This is a genomic window from Microbacterium sp. NPDC058269 (genome assembly GCF_042881445.1).
GTDB lineage: Bacteria > Actinomycetota > Actinomycetes > Actinomycetales > Microbacteriaceae > Microbacterium.
In genome coordinates this window covers 607,685-624,009 of the sequence record NZ_JBHVXT010000002.1, presented here as the reverse complement: position 1 = coordinate 624,009, position 16,325 = coordinate 607,685, and the positions used below count along the sequence as shown (strand labels likewise).

Genomic DNA, 16,325 nt, shown 5'->3' with positions numbered 1-16,325 from the left:
GCTCCGAACGTGCCGATCTCCTCGAACGCCACGGCCTCCCCGCGTGAGCATCCCGAAGACGCAGTCAGCTCGATTCCCGCGGCCGTTTTCCTCGGATCGGCGTCCCCTACCGCAGGAAGAGCGAACCCACGACGCCGGCGGCAATCGAAGCGACGGCGCCTACAACCGGGGTCGCCCATCTCGCTAGGCTTGCCACCCGCTCCATCTTCTCGAGTGCTTCAGGACTGAGCTCCGAGGCTTGTTCGTGGCGGGGGGTAAAAGCCTCCTCTAGTTCAGCCCCGAACGGATCGCCTCGTTCCCGGCGCCGCCGCAGGAACTGTTCGACGAGCCGGGCTATTCCCTCGGCGCTGACCGCAGCACCGCCCGTGGCCTGTGAACGCTCTTCCCGCACGATGCTGCTTAGGCGTCGCCTCTCAAGGGATTGAACGAGCAAACGGGTGACCCACCAGATGATTCCAATAACAAGCACCATGGCGATGCCGATGAGGATCGGGATCCCGACGGATGCATCCAGCTGCCCCGCGAGCATCAAGTAGATCAGCGATGGAACACCGAGGAGGCTCAGCGCGAGCGCACCGGCGATGGTCCGGGTTGCAACTTCGCGCCAGAACTTCTCGTCCCGCGCCCATTCCGCTGGCCAGTCAATCGCGCGCGAGGACCGTGGCGGGGGCGTGTCAGTCATCTCGTCAGAATATCCACACGCGGCCGCAGCGCTAACGCGGCTATTCGCTGTCGCTGTCTCGGCTCCAGAATGGCACGGTCACGAGTCGTAGCATCAGCCACCACGAGTACAGCCCCACGACCGAACCACGCATTGAGTCCACGACGAGACCGTGTGCAACATTGTGTCGAAGGTTCGCGCCGAAACGTCCGGCGAAGACAGAGCGCAGTTCGTAGATGAGGTCCGCGCCGAATACTTCGGCGGCTTCGGGCTTCTCGAGCAACGCCGGCAGGGCAACCTCATCGTCAATGCCGTCGCGGTCGAGATGGGTGGTGAGAACCCCGGCGCCTTTCAGGTGGTGCCGCACTAGGGCTTCCATCCGAGGGACAAGGATATGCACGGCAGCATCGAGATCCATATTCCACCCGGCAAACAATCCCGAGGCAAACAGTTGCTCCTGCCCGGAGGGAACGATGGCAGAATCGAACGCCAACTGCACGAAGTCGCTCTTGCTCAACGAGTGCTCTGCACGGGCAACACGCAACGCTGGGAGAATCTGACCCAGAACAGCGATGCTACGTCGAGTGTGAGCAAGCTCACCCATCTGTCGTTCGACAGCTTCCTCAGCCGTGGCCTTATCCGCGACGCGCCCATCATGCGTGAGGCTGGTGGTGGGAAGCATCAGCATGAGGGTGCTATCGAGAATCTGTTCAGCAAGTTCGCGTTCGGCGGCCTCGGTCGTCAGGCTGGCGACTTGCGCGAGACGGAGCAGTGCCTCACCTGCGCCCACGCCGGTCACAATACGGCGGGCAGCTTCCGCATACTCGCCGAGTGGCAATTCTGTAGACGTGAACTCCGTCATCTCGTCGACGGCCTCTTCGCCGAGTTCGGCGATTCGAGAGCGAAGCTCGGAGATACGAGTTTCGACGTTTAGACGCTCCCGATGCTTCCGCGGGATTGAGCGCAAGACCTGGACTGCCGATTCGAGAAAAGAGGCCGCGACAAACGCGCTGCGGGCCGGCGCCTCGAGTCGCGCATCAGCCTCGGCGACCCACAGCTCCGCGACATCCGCTGTGAGGTCCTGCTTCGAGTCATCGCCCTCCTCCCACAGCAGCAACTCTCGAATCAGATTGCGTTCGAGGCCGTATTCCCTCGCGGCGGCCGCATCTCGCCGCGCGATGTTGATGTTGGCCGCCACAGCATCGCGGTCATCGGATGATGGCCGGGCCACTCTGAGCAGCTCGCAGAGGGCGAGAAGTTCCCCCGGCGACGATGCACCCGCGTCGAGCGAGGTGCGCGCGACATCGCGCACACGCGCTATCCGTTCTCCTTCGTCGGAGCCCTGGAATCGCGTTGACAGCTCCAACGCTCTGTGGAGGAGGTCATCCGCCTTATGCCAGTCGACGCTGGATGCAAGCTCCAGGTACGCGTCAATGGCGAGATGCACATGCTCGATGCGCTCTTTCCCCTTGGTGAACTCCCACAGAACGTCATGCACCCGTGCAGTCACCGCGACGTTGGCGGTCTTCACAGATCGGAGGAGCGTGATGTCGTCGCGAGTGATCTGAGCCGTCGTGAAAGTAGCGGTACCTGCGAACTCGCCGAGCGGCTGAAACCTCGCCCGGTCGCCCCCATTCCGGATGAGCATCATCGACGTCACCTTCGCCAGGATGCCGAACTCCGGCGCAGCGTCAGCGCGTTCACGGAATCGGCTGAAGAGTTCGTAGTAGTCGGCCGAGTCTCCGGCGACCGAATCGACCGAGTTCGAGTTGTCGTCTGCCATGCGACCACACTATTGGCTGGCGAAGCACCACCGACGGTGAGGCATCTCGCCCTGAGAGTGCTGCCAACGCACCGGCACGGCGGGGGGATGCAGGCGTCTACCTCCGCTTCGCTCAACGCCTTGTCGAGGCGGCCGGCTCGAGGGGCATCGATGCCTCGGAACGAATCGACGACGCGAAACGCGGTGCTTAGCCCCAGCGCTTACGCCCACCGGTTGGGGGCTTCTCCGCGGGTCATCCACCCTTGGTGTGCCGACGGATCACGTCCTGGATGAGCTCATCGAGGGTGCGCCGACCTTCGATGTAGTGCCACCCGTCGCGAATCGCGTCCGGAGATGGTTGCAATCCGTCGAGGTGGCAGGAGTGGAACGCCTCGAGGACACCGTTGAGCCGTTGCTCTCGCGTACGAATGCGCCCACCATCACTCACCAGGAAAGGCCGCTGCCCTCATCTGCTGGACTGTAGGGACTTCCAGTCGCAACGTGCTCAGATCAAGGAATGCGAGGCTGCCCTGCATCGTGTCCCGTCCGAAGCTCGCGACGCGACGCCCATCCTTCGTCGCCCCGCCGCCGGCGACGTGCATGTGGCCGTGCATCAAGAGCTCAGGTCGGACCGCGTCCCAGACCTTTGCCACCCGCGCCCGTGACTCCTTGGACTCCGCCAGCGTCTCATCTGGAAACCCCATCGGGTTCGTGCGCAGCACTTCCCGCACCGCACGCACCGGCGTGCGAGCCGGTGACTCATGGGTCAGCATCAGGTCCGCCGGCCCACCGTTGACAGCCATCGCGACATGGTCATCTGTGATGGCCTCGTCCGGCCACCACCCAGCGCCGCTTATGCGCCAGAGCCGGTCAACGGATGCGGCGCCTCCAAGCGAGATGACCGAGCGTCCACCGATGGTCAGTCTGGCGGGGCGCGGGAGCAGCCAGGTCGTTGCGGAAACGCGCACCGCCGCTCCTGGCTGTCGCTCGAGCAAGGGCGTGATCTCGGACCAGGGCTCGTGGTTGCCCAATGTGACGTAGATCTGGGTGATGCTAGTGCCGGCGAAGACCTCATCTGTGACCGCCGGGTCCATCCACCAGTCTCCGAGCTGCAGAATCGTTGTGACATCGGGCGCGAGCGCGGGCAAGACCTTCGCGAGCGTTCTGAGCCAGCCGATGTTGCCGTGCCAGTCTCCGCACACCGCGACGCGCTGGTCATCCAGCACTATTCGATCTGTGTGCTCGAACGCTTCCATGGCCACGCCTCCGTCGGTCGTCGCTGAAGCATAGCAAGTTCGCGGAGTAAATTCCGTAACTCTGGGCAGATCGACGCATCGTCACGTTCGGCGTGATCCCTCGAGGTGGGAGCACTCTCACCTGTCGTTAGGGTGCCGTACGCTATCTCGCGCCTCGCGCGCAGACGGAACGCACGCAGGTCCCACCTCGATGAGTGTTGGGGACGACCGTGACGGCCATCACTTCTCGAGGCGAGGAAGGCGCCCGAATCCGGGATGCTCTCGCACACCGTCGATGCCCCAAGGTTGCGGAACTACCTCGGCACGACCTGCGTTCGTCGCATGCTCAGGTGAATAGATGATCCAGGGGATGTCATCGACCGGGCGAATGGCGATCTGTGTCCCAGCAGCGGCTCCGGCATCGATTGCGCGACGAACAGCCGCAGCATCGTCGACCATCGCGTGGTGAGCGTAGTAGCGCACGTGGTCGAGCACGAGCCGCTCTCCGAAGAACCCGATCTCGAAACCACTTCTGTCGACACAGATGGCGTTGCCTTCGGTCAGCAGCACATCGAGCGTGGGATCGTTTTCGCCGTCAAGAGTCCCTCCGAAAGTGCCGTTATGAGGATGTGCGGTCGCCTTGCCTTCGATAAGCAGGCGCAAGATTCGTGCCCAAATCAGGTCCGAGCTATCGATGTGATGAGGCAGCAGAAGGTCGAGGTCGAAATGTGCTTCCAGCGCACAGACGTCCTCAATGAATGCGACGAACTGCGGGTCGGGTGATCCCCATTCATCCCCGGCGACCGTGAGCAGTGTCGGACCGGAGTCGTTCAGGTAGACACCGAGGACGCTCGACTCGGTCATTGCCGCGTTGAAGCGAAGCACCCGTCGGATTTCGCGAGCACTCGCCCCCTCAAACTCGGCCCCGAACACCACCTTGCCCGCCTCTCCCGAGTCGGAAGGCATCGTCCAGCGCTGGTTCACTCCGCCCTCGAGGGCTGCGTCGAACGTGTATCCCCCGAATCCGTGCGCGAAGGAAGTCGTCTTGCCGCGTAGCGTTGCCTTCACCCGCCCCGCGTCATCACGAGCGTCGATCCGAACCGAAATCGGCTGGTGGGCGTCGCCGACAGGCCCGAACTCGAGTTCAACATGTTCGAGGACCTCACTGAACCAGGCGGGTCCTGTCTTCTCGAACGACTGCACCGTGTGCGTAGGCAGCACTAGACGCTCGATAGTGCCGAACTTCATTGCCGACTCCCACTGCGTTTTCAGCGGCCCATCCTCCTCGGAGAAGCTCAAGGTGAACGTCGCTCCGAGCGGCTCCCGTTCGAACGCATCGGGCCTCTTCGGAAAGTAAGTTTCCTGATACGAACCATCCGGCTCGACCGCGAAAGCGGTTCCCCAGTACTCGCTCCGACCCTCAACGCGATTCGAGATGCGGTCGATCTCCGAGCGCAGGTCTCCTGGGCGGATCATTGCAGCTTCTTCACGGTTGACTGCTTTGAGGAGTTCGACTGCTCGGTCGACTGTGAACCGCTCCTCGATGTCACGATGCTTCGCCAGCAACGCGTTCATCTCGGTGGGTGTCATGAAAGAGACGCGGACATCATGGCCTTTCCGCATCGCCCTCACCGCTTGTCTCTCTTTGACAGTGACATTCCGTGGGACGACGAGCGTCCATGCCGGCGGGTTGTGCTTCAACGCCTCCTGCAGCGACCGCTTGATCTGAGTCCGGCGGTTCACGAACCCTCCCGAGAAACCTTCAGGGAAGTACTTCAGTTGGAAGATCCGAATCAGTTGGTCGGAACGCTTGGCGCGGACGTCGATGTCGATGCCTTCGTCTCCGCCGCGGCCGTCGACCGCCATCGCGATCTGGCCATCGGTCGAAAACTCTCGGACGAGCAGCGTCTCGACCAGTTCGTTGAAGGTCGCCTCATCGAGGTGCGACCATCGAATTCGACCTTGCTCCATCCTGGCCCCTCCACTAGTTGTCCTCAGACTACGGTGGCCACAGCTCTCACCGACGCCGCCACCTCGACACGTTCTCCGCCCACACCCAACTCGGGCCGGGACCACCGAGGTTAAAGAGAACGCGCTCGCCCTCGTCCGTCGACACTCGGCACTGGGGCCGATTGTGACGGCATGAAGCCTGGGGTCAGAAACGAGCCATCACGTCTGCCACACCTGCGCGGAAGTTGGGACAGGTCGCGATGTCGTGCGACCGACAGTTCATCGCATGCTCAGTCATCGCCCGAGAGCGGAGCATGTCCTCCATGCGTCGGTCGATGTCGTCGAGGTGCTTCTGCAACACCTGATGACGCTCGCGGGCACCATCGTCGAGCATCACACCGATCTGCTCCAAGGTCATCCCCGCACCCTTGCTGCGCTGGATGACAGCGATACGCACGACCTGGTCCTCGTCGTACTTCCGTCGGCCACCGCTGTCGCGCTCCGGCGACAACAGCCCCACGGTCTCCCAATGCCGGAGAACGTTGGTGGGTAACCCCATCACCTGAGCGACATCGCCGATACTCATGACCTTCACTGTCGGCCGCCCTCACCCGAGCGTCCAGGCCAGAGCGCGACGCCGAGCGCCTCCTCCAGCCGGACAATGGTGCGCAGGTCCGGCCACCGAGAGCCCGACACAATGTTGCGGATCGTCCCCTCATCGACACCCGCAATGTCGGCGACCTTCCGTACGCTTCGATACGGGATCGCTGCCTCCAACCGGAGCGCCAAGAGCCGTGCGACCTCACCCTCCGGCTCGGTCGACGGAGAGTTAGGCCAGGAGGGGGACAGATCCGCGGGAGTAGCGCGCTGCGACCTAGGCATGGCACTTTCCGCGAGAGAGAGTCGAAACCGCAGAAACACGCGGTTCAATTGGGTGACGCTGGATCATGTCGCTCCGACCGGTGCAGGTTGAAGGTGCAAAAGGGTCGGGTCGACTGACGATTGACAGCTCGAAACGGGCCGCGACATCACCGACGGACCAGGGATGCTCAGCGCTTGACTTCATGTTGACATGAAGTCACAGACTGGCGTCGAACGCAACATCCAGAGGGAAGGACCGCCCATGTACGACGCCATCGTGATCGGTGCAGGACCGGCAGGACTGCAGGCCGCCCTGACTCTCGGACGGATGCATCGATCGACGCTGCTCCTGGATTCCGGCGAATACCGAAACGGCACCGTCCTGCACATGCACAACATGGTCGGTGCCGACGGCGCTCCCCCGGCCGAGTTCCGCGCGACCGCCCGAGCGGAGCTTTCCGCCTACGACGATGTGGAGATCCGTGACTCAGCAGCGACGAGCGTCTCGGGTGTCGAGGATGCGTTCGTGGTGGGCATCGCCGACGGGTCGGTGGTCGAAGCGCGCCGGGTCATCATCGCCACGGGCGTCTCCGACGACCTCCCCGACGTGCCCGGACTGCAGGATCTGTGGGGAACCCTCGCGTTCAGCTGCCCGTTCTGCGACGGACACGAGCATGCCGGCAAGCCGATCGCCATCATCGGCGCAGCTCCTCGGGCCGAGCACCTCATCGGCCTGTTGGGCCGGATCGTCGGAGAGATCACCGTCCTCCCCGTCGCGGAGTTGTTCGCCGACGACGACATCCGGATGCTCGAGGCGAAGGGCGTGCGGGTGAGTCCTGCCCCGGTCTCCTCCGTCGAGAAGGTCGACCACGGGGTCCGCATCCGCACGGATGACGGTGAGCGCGTGGTCGCCGGCGTCTTCGTGGCGGCGGGATCGATGCGTCAGCGATCGCCGTTCGCCGCGCAGCTCGGGCTGGGAATGCTCGAGTCCGGCTGCATCGAGATCGACGAGTTCGGGCGCACCTCCGTGCAGGGCATCTTCGCCGCGGGCGACCTCGCCCACCGCGCGACCCTTCCCGGGCCGATGGCGTCCGTGCTGCTGGCCGCCGCCGCCGGTCAGCTCGCCGCGGTCGGCATCATCCAGTCGCTCCTGGCCGCCGAGCACTGACCTCAGCCGTTCGAATCGCGCGACTGGTCGCATCCATCGTGGAGATGGGACCAGTTGCGCGATTCGAAGGCGAGGAGCGGGTCAGACTGCGCCGACGTCGACGGCACCGCCGGTCGCGGCGGGCTCGGCGTACGCGACCTCGCGCCAGACGTCGCCGACGCGCTCGAACGAGGTGACGCTCGAGAGGGCGCAGCGACGGGTGCGCGGATCGTGCCGCAACGGCAGGCCCGCCACTCGAAGGTGGGTGATCCAGATCGGTGCCTGGTGCGACACCATCACGACGTCGCCATCCGGCGCACCATCCCACGCCTCGTCCATGACACCGAGCATCCGCTCCGCGATCGACGAGTAGGGCTCGCCCCAGCTGGGCAACGACGGCTGCCGCAGGTGCCACCACTTCAGGGGGTTCATCAGGGAGCGGCGCATCTGCGTGCCCTCGAACACGTTCGTGGGCTCGATCAGGCGGATGTCGATCTCCGGCACGAGGTCGAAGCGCTCGGCGAACGGCTCGGCCGACTCCTGCGCGCGTTCGAGAGGAGACGCGTAGAGCGCGGAGACGGGACGGTCGAGCGCAGCCACGTGGTCGGCCGCTGCTGCGGCCATCCCCCGGCCCGCGTCGCTCAGGTGGTAGTCGGGAAGACGACCGTAGAGCACGCGGGCCGGATTGTGCACCTCGCCGTGTCGGACGAGGTGCAGCCGGGACGCCGTCATATCACGCCTTGCTGTAGCGCGAATCCCCGAAGCCGAGGATCAGGTACCCGATGTACGGGAAGAGGAACAGCAGGAAGAACGAGAAGACACCGCCCTTGTTGAAGCGCTCACCGAGCTTGAACGCGACGATGATCGCCAGGATCAGGTTCGCGATCGGGATGAGGTACAGCAGCGCGAACCAACCGGACAGACCGGCGATCTTCACCAGGAAGACGAGGTTCACGATAGGGATGATCGCGAGGATGCCGGGGTATCCGGCCTTCGTGAACACCTTCCACAGCCCGATGGCGACGAGGATGTAGAAGACGAGCGCGATCAGGCCCGTAGTACCGGAGAAGATCGATGCGTAGAGATCGGCGATGCCGTTGTTGTCCACGATGCATCCTTTCTGTGTAAGAGCTGTGTCGTGGCGATCCTACTGATATGCCGGCCCGGGCGCCGCTGACGGGGCCGATGACCTCCCGACCGCCCCCGTAGAATGGGCGGGCTCCCCATTTCCCAGATCAGAAGGAATACTCCGTGCTTCGCACCCACTCGGCAGGCTCTCTGCGAGCCGAGCACATCGGTCAGACCGTCACCCTCTCGGGTTGGGTCGATCGCCGTCGTGACCACGGAGGAGTCGCTTTCATCGATCTGCGGGACGCCTCCGGCATCGCCCAGGTCGTCATCCGCGACGAGGAGATCGCGCACCCGCTGCGCAACGAATTCGTGCTGAAGGTGACCGGCGAGGTGTCGCTGCGCCCCGAGGGCAACGCGAACCCGAACCTCCCCACCGGCGAGATCGAGCTCATCGCGACCGACGTCGAGGTGCTGAACGAGTCCGCTCCCCTCCCCTTCCAGGTCTCCACGGCGCTCGCCGACACCGAGACCGTGGGCGAGGAAGCTCGCCTCAAGTACCGCTACCTCGACCTGCGTCGTCCGGCCCCCGCATCCGCTCTGCGCCTGCGCTCGAACGTCTACAAGGCGATCCGCGACGTGCTGCACGCCGACGACTTCACCGAGGTCGAGACGCCGACGCTCACCCGCTCGACCCCGGAGGGCGCCCGCGACTTCCTGGTGCCCGCTCGCCTGAGCCCCGGCAGCTGGTACGCGCTGCCGCAGTCGCCGCAGCTGTTCAAGCAGCTGCTGATGGTCGGGGGCGTGGAGAAGTACTTCCAGATCGCGCGCTGCTACCGCGACGAAGACTTCCGTGCCGACCGCCAGCCGGAGTTCACACAGCTCGACATCGAGATGAGCTTCGTCGACCAGGAAGACGTGATCACCCTCATGGAGTCGCTCATCGTGGCGATGTGGGCGACGATCGGCGTCGAGGTGGCCACGCCGCTGCCGCGCATGACGTACGCCGAGGCGATGGCCAAGTACGGCTCCGACAAGCCCGACCTGCGCTTCGGCCTCGAGCTCGTCGAGATGACCGAGTACTTCCAGGAGACCCCGTTCCGGGTGTTCCAGGCCGAGTACGTCGGCGCGGTGCGCATGCCCGGTGGCGCCTCGCAGCCGCGCAAGCAGCTCGATGCGTGGCAGGACTGGGCGAAGCAGCGCGGCGCCCGTGGGCTCGCCTACGTCCTGTTCAACGAAGACGGCACGCTCGGCGGCCCCGCCGCGAAGAACCTCTCCGAAGCGGAGCAGGCCGGACTCGCAGCGTTCGTCGGTGCTGAGCCGGGCGACTGCGTGTTCTTCGCTGCCGGTTCCACCAAGGAGAGCCGCGCGCTGCTCGGTGCCGCCCGCGTCGAGATCGGTCGCCGTCTCGGCTACCTGAACCCCGACGAGTTCGCCTTCACCTGGGTCGTCGACGCTCCCATGTTCGAGCCGGCAGCCGACGCCGTGGCCTCCGGTGACGTCGCCGTCGGCGCAGGCGCCTGGACGGCCGTGCACCACGCGTTCACCGGCCCGAAGCCGGAGTTCCAGGACACGTTCGACACCGACCCCGGCTCGGCCCTCGCCTACGCGTACGACATCGTCTGCAACGGCTCCGAGCTCGGAGGCGGCTCCATCCGCATCCACCGCGAAGACGTGCAGAAGCGCGTGTTCGAGGTCATGGGCATCAGCGACGAGCAGGCCGACGAGCAGTTCGGCTTCCTGCTCGACGCGTTCAAGTTCGGCGCACCGCCCCACGGCGGGATCGCGCTCGGCATGGACCGTGTGCTGCAGCACCTGACCAAGACCGAGTCGATCCGCGAAGTCATCGCGTTCCCGAAGTCGGGCAACGGCTTCGACCCGCTGACCTCCGCTCCGGCACCGATCACCGACGCGCAGCGCGCCGAGGCCGGAGTCGACTACGAGCCCGAGGACGACGAGGCCTGACGCCCGCCGCCACGCTGACTCACGCCCGGGTCGCGCGCAGTCCTCGGACTCGTGCGGCCCGGGCGCTTCTCGTCGCTCAGCCGAGTGCGGCGAAAGCCGGGACGATGTTCTCGTTCCACACATCGACGCCGAGCTTCGCGATCAGCGCGATCACGACCACGAGGAACACGACACGGATGAAGGTGGTTCCGCGCGATATCGCCATGCGCGATCCGAGGTAGCTGCCCGCGACGTTCGCGACCGCGAGGATGCCGCCGAGCACCCACAGCACGGCTCCATGCGGAATGAACAGCATGAGGGCGCCCGCGTTGGTGGCGAGGTTGACGATCTTGGCCTTGGCGCTCGCCTGCAGGAAGTCGTAGCCGAGCAGCGCGACGAGGGTGATCACGAGGAAGGTCCCCGTGCCCGGACCGATCATCCCGTCGTAGAAGCCGATGCCGAGCCCCGCCGCGCCCGCCAAGATGTGGTGCTTGTGCCCGTGGAACCGCAGCTGAGTCGCCGCGCCCATCTGCGGTCGGAACGCGGTGAACAGCGCTACGGCGAGCAGGGCGATCACGATGATCGGTTTGAAGGCGGCCGGCGGCAGCACCGTCGCGACGGCCGCACCCCCGAACGAGCCGATCAGCGCGATGATCGCCATCGGCAGGGCGGTGCGCAGGTCGGGTTTCGCGCGGCGGTAGTAGGTGACGCTGCTGGTCGCGGTGCCGAAGACCGAGGCGAGCTTGTTCGTCGCGAGCGCCTGCACCGGCGAGATGCCGGGGATCAGCAGGAGTGCGGGGAGCTGCAGCAGTCCTCCCCCACCGACGACCGCGTCGATCCAGCCGGCGCAGAACGCGGCGACGACGATCAGCAGCAGCATCCCCCAGGTGAGCTGCTCGAGTCCGAGCACGGCGCCGATATCCACCTCGCCATGATTCCAGAGAGTCGGCGCGGTCCTCGCATCGGCGCCGGGCTCCACAGTGCGCGCTGGCAGACTGGAGCCATGCTCGACGCCCTCCCGCTGCCCCACTCCCTCGAATCGCGCATCGGAACCGCGCTCCTCCGCCGCGCGACGGTCGACGACACGGACGCGGTGATCGCCCTGCTCGCCGACGACCCGATCAGCGTGGCCCGCGGCGATGTGGCGTCCGAGGACGACCGTCCGGCCTACCGCCGAGGACTCGTCGAGATCCTGGCCGAGCCGTCGAACGACCTGCTCGTGGTCGAGCTCGACGGCGTGATCGTCGGCACGCTGCAGCTCACCTCCATCCCGGGGATGGCGCGTCGCGGCGCGCGGCGGCTGCTGGTCGAGGCCGTGCGCGTGCAGAGCAGTCTGCGCTCGTCGGGCATCGGCTCCGCCGTGATGCGCTGGGTCGGAGAAGCCGCAGCCCCCGCGGTCGGCGCGACCATGGTGCAGCTCACGTCGGATTCCGCCCGCACCGACGCGCACCGCTTCTACGAGCGACTGGGCTACGTCGGGTCGCACCGAGGCTTCAAGTACAGCGTCCCGCAGAGCTGAGCGGCCCGTGGCGCTGTTCGGCCACCGCCTCGCCACCATCCGTTCACCAGACCCGCGACGGGCGGCAACCTCCGCCTCATAGTGTCCTCTCGCAACCCGAAACCGGCTCACAGCGCCGGACACCGAGAGGACACTCATGGCTCGCTTCACCCGCCGCGCGCGCATCGGCGCCGGCATCGCCCTGGCCACCACGGCCGCGCTCGCACTCACGGCCTGCTCCGGCGCAGCTGACGCCACCGGCGGAGGCAGCTCCGACGTGGACGCCTCCGCCGCGAGCTCCGTCGCCGACTTCGGCACGTTCGCCGATCTCGAGGCCGCAGCCAAGGCCGAGGGGTCGCTCAACGTCATCGCGCTCCCCCGCGACTGGGCCAACTACGGCGAGATCCTCGATCTGTTCGCCGAGAAGTACCCCGAGATCACCATCAACGAAGCCTCCCCCGACGTCTCGAGCGCCGAGGAGATCCAGGCCGCCAAGACGAACGAGGGCCTCGACACCGCGCCCGACGTGTTCGACATCGGCCTCACCGTCGCCCTGCAGAACACCGATGTCTTCGCTCCCTACAAGGTGCAGACGTGGGACGACATCCCCGATGAGCTGAAGGAGCCGACCGGTCTCTTCGTCGGCGACTACGGCGGGTACATGTCGATCGGCTACGACTCGTCGAAGTTCGACGCTCCCGCCGAGCTCTCCGACCTGCTCTCGGCCGACTACAAGGGCGCCGTCGCGATCAACGGCGACCCGACCCAGGCCGGTGCCGCGTTCGCCGCAGTCGGGCTCGCGACCGTGCAGTCCGACGGCACGCTCGACGATTTCCAGCCCGGAATCGACTTCTTCTCGGAGCTGCAGAAGGCCGGCAACCTGCTCAAGGTCGACGTGACCACCGCGACCATCGCGAGCGGCGAGACCCCCGTCGTGTTCGACTGGGACTACCTGAACGCCTCGCACACGGCGGACAACAAGGACTGGAAGGTCGTCGTGTTCGACGGCACCGGTTACGCCGGGTACTACAACCAGGCCATCAACGCCGACGCCCCGCACCCGGCCGCTGCTCGTCTGTGGCAGGAGTTCCTCTACAGCGACGAGGTGCAGAACCTCTGGCTGAAGGGCGGCGCTCGTCCGGTGCGCATGGAGGCCATGACCGACGCCGGCACGATCGACGCCGACCTGGCCGCCGCGCTCCCCGAGGCTCCGGAAGAGACCGTGGTCCCGACCGAGGAGCAGTCGACGAACGCCGGCACGCTGCTCGGCGAGAAGTGGGCCGCGGCGGTCCAGTGACCACCCTCACCGCAACGGGGGCGGATGCTGCGGCATCCGCCCCCGCCACCCCCGCCGGGTCCTCGCAGCATGCGAGGGCCCGGCGGTCCGCTCCGTCCCTCGCCTGGCTCGGGCTCGTCCCGTTCGCGGCGTATGTCGTGCTCTTCCTGGCGGTGCCGACGATCCTGTCGATCGGCTCCGGTTTCTTCACCAAGGACGGCTCGTTCACCTGGACGAACATGTCGGCTCTCGTCGACCCCGTCGTGCTGAACACGTTCGCGAACTCGGCGGGACTCTCGCTGCTCACCGCAGTGGTGGGTGCGCTCGTGGGCGCCCTCGTCTGCTACGCCCTGCTCGGCATGGACCCCGAGGGCAGAACACGCTCGGCAGTGGACGCCGCGGCCGGGGTGCTCGCGCAGTTCGGCGGCGTCATGCTCGCGTTCGCCTTCATCGCGACCATCGGCATCCAGGGTGTCGTCACGGTCTTCCTGAAGGACTCGTTCGGCGTCAACATCTTCGAGAACGGCACCTGGCTCTACGAGCTTCCCGGCCTCGTCCTCCCCTACTTCTACTTCCAGATCCCGCTCATGGTCATCACCTTCATGCCCGCCCTCGCCGCGCTCAAGCCGCAGTGGGCCGAGGCCAACCTCACTCTCGGCGGCACCCGTGCGAGCTTCTGGCTCCGCATCGGCATCCCTGTGCTCGCCCCGTCGTTCCTCGCCAGCCTGCTGCTGCTGTTCGCGAACGCCTTCTCCTCGTATGCCACGGCCGCCGCCCTCGCCAGCCAGGGTGCGCAGATCGTGCCGCTCCAGATCCGCACCGCTCTCACGAGCGAGACAGTGCTCGGCCGCGAGAACCTCGCCGGCGCCCTCGCGCTCGGCATGATCGTGATCGTCGGGATCGTGATGGCGCTGTACTCCCTCGTGCAGCGACGCGCAGCGAGGTGGCAGTCGTGAACCGGCTCGGCCCCTCTCTCGTAACCCGCTGGATCATCGGCATCCTGGTCGGCGCGTTCTTCGCCGTGCCACTGGTATCGACGTTCCTGTTCACACTCCGCGATCCCGACGGCGGACTGTCGTTCGCCCACTGGATCGCGCTGTTCGACCCCGCGGCCGCGGCCACCCTCAAGCCGATCTGGACGGGCCTGGGCAACTCGCTGGTCCTCGCGGTCGTCACGGTGGCCATCGTGCTGCTGCTGCTCGCACCGACGATGATCCTGGTGAACCTGCGCTTCCCGAAGCTCAAGCCATCCTTCGAGTTCGCGGTGCTGCTGCCCATCTCGATCCCGGCCATCGTGCTCGTGGTCGGCCTCGCGCCGATCTACCTGCAGATCGGTCGCGCCTTCGGTACCGGCACCTGGACTCTCGCCTTCGCCTACGGGATCACCGTTCTGCCGTTCGCGTTCCGGTCGATCCAGGCGTCGATCGATGCGGCCGACCTCCGCACCCTGTCCGAAGCGGCACGGTCGCTCGGCGCGAGCTGGCCCACGGTCGTGCTGAAGGTGCTCGCTCCGAATCTGCGCCAGGGTCTTCTTGCGGCATCTCTGATCTCCATCGCCGTGGTGCTCGGCGAGTTCACGATCGCCTCGCTCCTGAATCGCCAGGTGTTCCAGACCGCCATGGTCGTCGTGAACAAACAGGATCCCTACGCGCCGGCCATCTTCACCCTGCTCGCGCTGGTGTTCGTCTTCCTCCTGCTCCTCGTCATCGGCCGCGTCGCGCGCGGCACCGGAAAGGCCCGCTCATGACCCTCGACCACGCGCTGCCGCGCACCAAGGACAACCTGCTGCTCGCTCAGGCCGGTGAGGGCACGCGTGTCGAGCTGCAGGGCATCGTGAAGAGCTACTCGGGCAACCGGGTGCTGCACGGGGTCGATCTCGACATCGCGCCCGGAGAATTCGTCTCGCTCCTCGGCCCCTCCGGATGCGGCAAGACGACCCTGCTGCGAGTACTCGCGGGGCTCGAGGGCGCCGACGAGGGCGCGGTGCTCCTGGGCGGCGGCGATGTGTCGCGGGTACCCACGAACAAGCGCGACATCGGCATGGTCTTCCAGTCGTACTCGCTCTTCCCGCACCTGCGGGTGGCGGAGAACACGGCCTTCGGCCTGCGGCGGCGGGGAGTCGGCAAGGCCGAGGCAGCGCGCCGCGCCGTCGATGCCCTCGCTCTGGTCGGCCTCGCCGACTTCGCCGACCGCTTCCCGCACCAGCTCTCCGGCGGGCAGCAGCAGCGCGTCGCGCTCGCGCGCGCGCTGGTGACCGAGCCCAAGGTCCTGCTGCTCGATGAGCCACTCTCCGCACTCGACGCGAAGGTGCGGGTGCAGCTGCGCGATGAGATCCGCCGCATCCAGCTGCGCCTCGGCATCACCACGGTCTTCGTCACGCACGACCAGGAGGAGGCGCTGGCCGTCTCCGACCGGATCGCCGTGATGAACGCGGGTCGCATCGAGCAGATCGGCTCGCCCGAACAGCTCTACACGACGCCGTCCACCGCCGGTGTCGCGGCGTTCGTGGGTCTGTCCAGCGTCGTGTCGGGCGTCGCCGCGGGCGATCACGTCATGGTGTGGGGGCAGCGCCTTCCGCTGCAGTCGCCCGCGGACGGCCCCGTCGACGTGTACCTGCGTCCGGAGAACGTCTACTTCGCGTCCGAGGCCGATGCCGCAGCAGACGCCCTGGTCGAGGAGAGCACCTTCCTCGGCAGCATGCGTCGCACGCTCGTGCGCACCGAATCCGGCGAACTCGTGCGGGTGCAGCACGCCCCGGGGACCCACCCGACATTCGGCGATCGGGTACGCATCGCGATCGCGCCCGAACCCGTCGCCGTGCATCCGCGCGGCTGAGTCATCGCTCTTCCCCCGTGGCCACCCTGGGCGCTAGCGTGAGGCCCGAGGGGCGGGGTTCCCTCCATCCGAGAGAGAAAGGACGCCT

Annotated in this window: 17 protein-coding genes; 7 read left to right on the top strand and 10 right to left on the bottom strand. The window is 66.3% G+C overall.

From position 1 onward, the window contains the following. Positions 1–106 precede the first annotated feature (106 nt). The 7 genes from ACFVWL_RS11375 to ACFVWL_RS11345 all read right to left on the bottom strand — a co-directional run bounded on the left by ACFVWL_RS11375 (position 107) and on the right by ACFVWL_RS11345 (position 6,490). Positions 107–682, bottom strand: coding sequence for a hypothetical protein (locus tag ACFVWL_RS11375; RefSeq protein ID WP_387182502.1), 576 nt, complete (start codon positions 680–682; stop codon positions 107–109). A 40-nt stretch (positions 683–722) separates the two neighbouring features. Continuing rightward, positions 723–2,444, bottom strand: coding sequence for a DUF4209 domain-containing protein (locus ACFVWL_RS11370; RefSeq protein ID WP_387182500.1), 1,722 nt, complete (start codon positions 2,442–2,444; stop codon positions 723–725). A gap of 232 nt (positions 2,445–2,676) precedes the next feature. Next, positions 2,677–2,871, bottom strand: a complete 195-nt coding sequence (locus ACFVWL_RS11365) for an antitoxin VbhA family protein (protein WP_387182497.1) — start codon at positions 2,869–2,871, stop codon at positions 2,677–2,679. After that, entirely contained in the window at positions 2,864–3,679 is an 816-nt protein-coding gene (locus ACFVWL_RS11360; RefSeq protein ID WP_387182495.1) for a metallophosphoesterase, read from the bottom strand. Before ACFVWL_RS11360 ends, ACFVWL_RS11365 begins: the two co-directional genes overlap by 8 nt. Positions 3,680–3,898: 219 nt before the next feature. Then, positions 3,899–5,629: a hypothetical protein gene (locus ACFVWL_RS11355; RefSeq protein WP_387182492.1), complete on the bottom strand. Its 1,731-nt coding sequence runs from the start codon at positions 5,627–5,629 to the stop codon at positions 3,899–3,901. A 184-nt stretch (positions 5,630–5,813) separates the two neighbouring features. Continuing rightward, on the bottom strand, positions 5,814–6,194 hold the full coding sequence (locus tag ACFVWL_RS11350; RefSeq protein WP_387182489.1) for a MerR family transcriptional regulator: 381 nt from the start codon (positions 6,192–6,194) through the stop codon (positions 5,814–5,816). Between the two features lie 5 nt (positions 6,195–6,199). After that, positions 6,200–6,490, bottom strand: a complete 291-nt coding sequence (locus ACFVWL_RS11345; RefSeq protein WP_387182487.1) for a helix-turn-helix domain-containing protein — start codon at positions 6,488–6,490, stop codon at positions 6,200–6,202. A 241-nt stretch (positions 6,491–6,731) separates the two neighbouring features. Between ACFVWL_RS11345 and ACFVWL_RS11340 the strand changes: the two genes are divergently transcribed. Further along, on the top strand, positions 6,732–7,637 hold the full coding sequence (locus ACFVWL_RS11340; RefSeq protein ID WP_387182484.1) for an NAD(P)/FAD-dependent oxidoreductase: 906 nt from the start codon (positions 6,732–6,734) through the stop codon (positions 7,635–7,637). Positions 7,638–7,718: 81 nt separating this feature from the next. Here ACFVWL_RS11340 and ACFVWL_RS11335 read toward each other — a convergent pair whose 3' ends face one another. Together ACFVWL_RS11335 and ACFVWL_RS11330 are read right to left on the bottom strand one after the other, a co-directional pair. Then, the gene (locus ACFVWL_RS11335; RefSeq protein WP_387182482.1) at positions 7,719–8,348 is read right to left on the bottom strand and encodes a histidine phosphatase family protein; all 630 of its coding nucleotides are present in this window, start codon (positions 8,346–8,348) and stop codon (positions 7,719–7,721) included. Position 8,349: 1 nt separating this feature from the next. Further along, a complete protein-coding gene (locus ACFVWL_RS11330; RefSeq protein WP_387182479.1) occupies positions 8,350–8,724 on the bottom strand; it encodes a DUF5684 domain-containing protein in 375 nt (124 codons plus the stop codon). 143 nt (positions 8,725–8,867) lie between these two features. Here ACFVWL_RS11330 and aspS point away from each other — a divergent pair, with 143 nt between their 5' ends. Further along, positions 8,868–10,649, top strand: coding sequence for an aspartate--tRNA ligase (aspS, locus tag ACFVWL_RS11325; RefSeq protein ID WP_387182476.1), 1,782 nt, complete (start codon positions 8,868–8,870; stop codon positions 10,647–10,649). Positions 10,650–10,725: 76 nt separating this feature from the next. Here the strand turns inward: aspS and ACFVWL_RS11320 are convergent, their stop codons facing one another. Next, positions 10,726–11,508 (bottom strand): sulfite exporter TauE/SafE family protein, encoded by a 783-nt coding sequence (locus ACFVWL_RS11320; protein ID WP_387183606.1) that lies wholly within the window; start codon positions 11,506–11,508, stop codon positions 10,726–10,728. A gap of 123 nt (positions 11,509–11,631) precedes the next feature. Between ACFVWL_RS11320 and ACFVWL_RS11315 the strand changes: the two genes are divergently transcribed. The 5 genes from ACFVWL_RS11315 to ACFVWL_RS11295 all read left to right on the top strand — a co-directional run bounded on the left by ACFVWL_RS11315 (position 11,632) and on the right by ACFVWL_RS11295 (position 16,237). Beyond that, positions 11,632–12,147 (top strand): GNAT family N-acetyltransferase, encoded by a 516-nt coding sequence (locus tag ACFVWL_RS11315; protein ID WP_387182473.1) that lies wholly within the window; start codon positions 11,632–11,634, stop codon positions 12,145–12,147. Positions 12,148–12,283: 136 nt separating this feature from the next. Then, the gene (locus tag ACFVWL_RS11310) at positions 12,284–13,423 is read left to right on the top strand and encodes an ABC transporter substrate-binding protein (RefSeq protein WP_387182470.1); all 1,140 of its coding nucleotides are present in this window, start codon (positions 12,284–12,286) and stop codon (positions 13,421–13,423) included. Then, entirely contained in the window at positions 13,420–14,358 is a 939-nt protein-coding gene (locus tag ACFVWL_RS11305; RefSeq protein ID WP_387182467.1) for an ABC transporter permease, read from the top strand. Before ACFVWL_RS11310 ends, ACFVWL_RS11305 begins: the two co-directional genes overlap by 4 nt. Then, positions 14,355–15,149 (top strand): ABC transporter permease, encoded by a 795-nt coding sequence (locus ACFVWL_RS11300; protein ID WP_387182464.1) that lies wholly within the window; start codon positions 14,355–14,357, stop codon positions 15,147–15,149. The genes ACFVWL_RS11305 and ACFVWL_RS11300 overlap by 4 nt, the downstream gene beginning before the upstream one ends. Then, complete coding sequence (locus ACFVWL_RS11295; RefSeq protein WP_387182461.1) at positions 15,146–16,237, top strand: ABC transporter ATP-binding protein; 1,092 nt, start codon at positions 15,146–15,148, stop codon at positions 16,235–16,237. The genes ACFVWL_RS11300 and ACFVWL_RS11295 overlap by 4 nt, the downstream gene beginning before the upstream one ends. Positions 16,238–16,325: the final 88 nt, after the last annotated feature.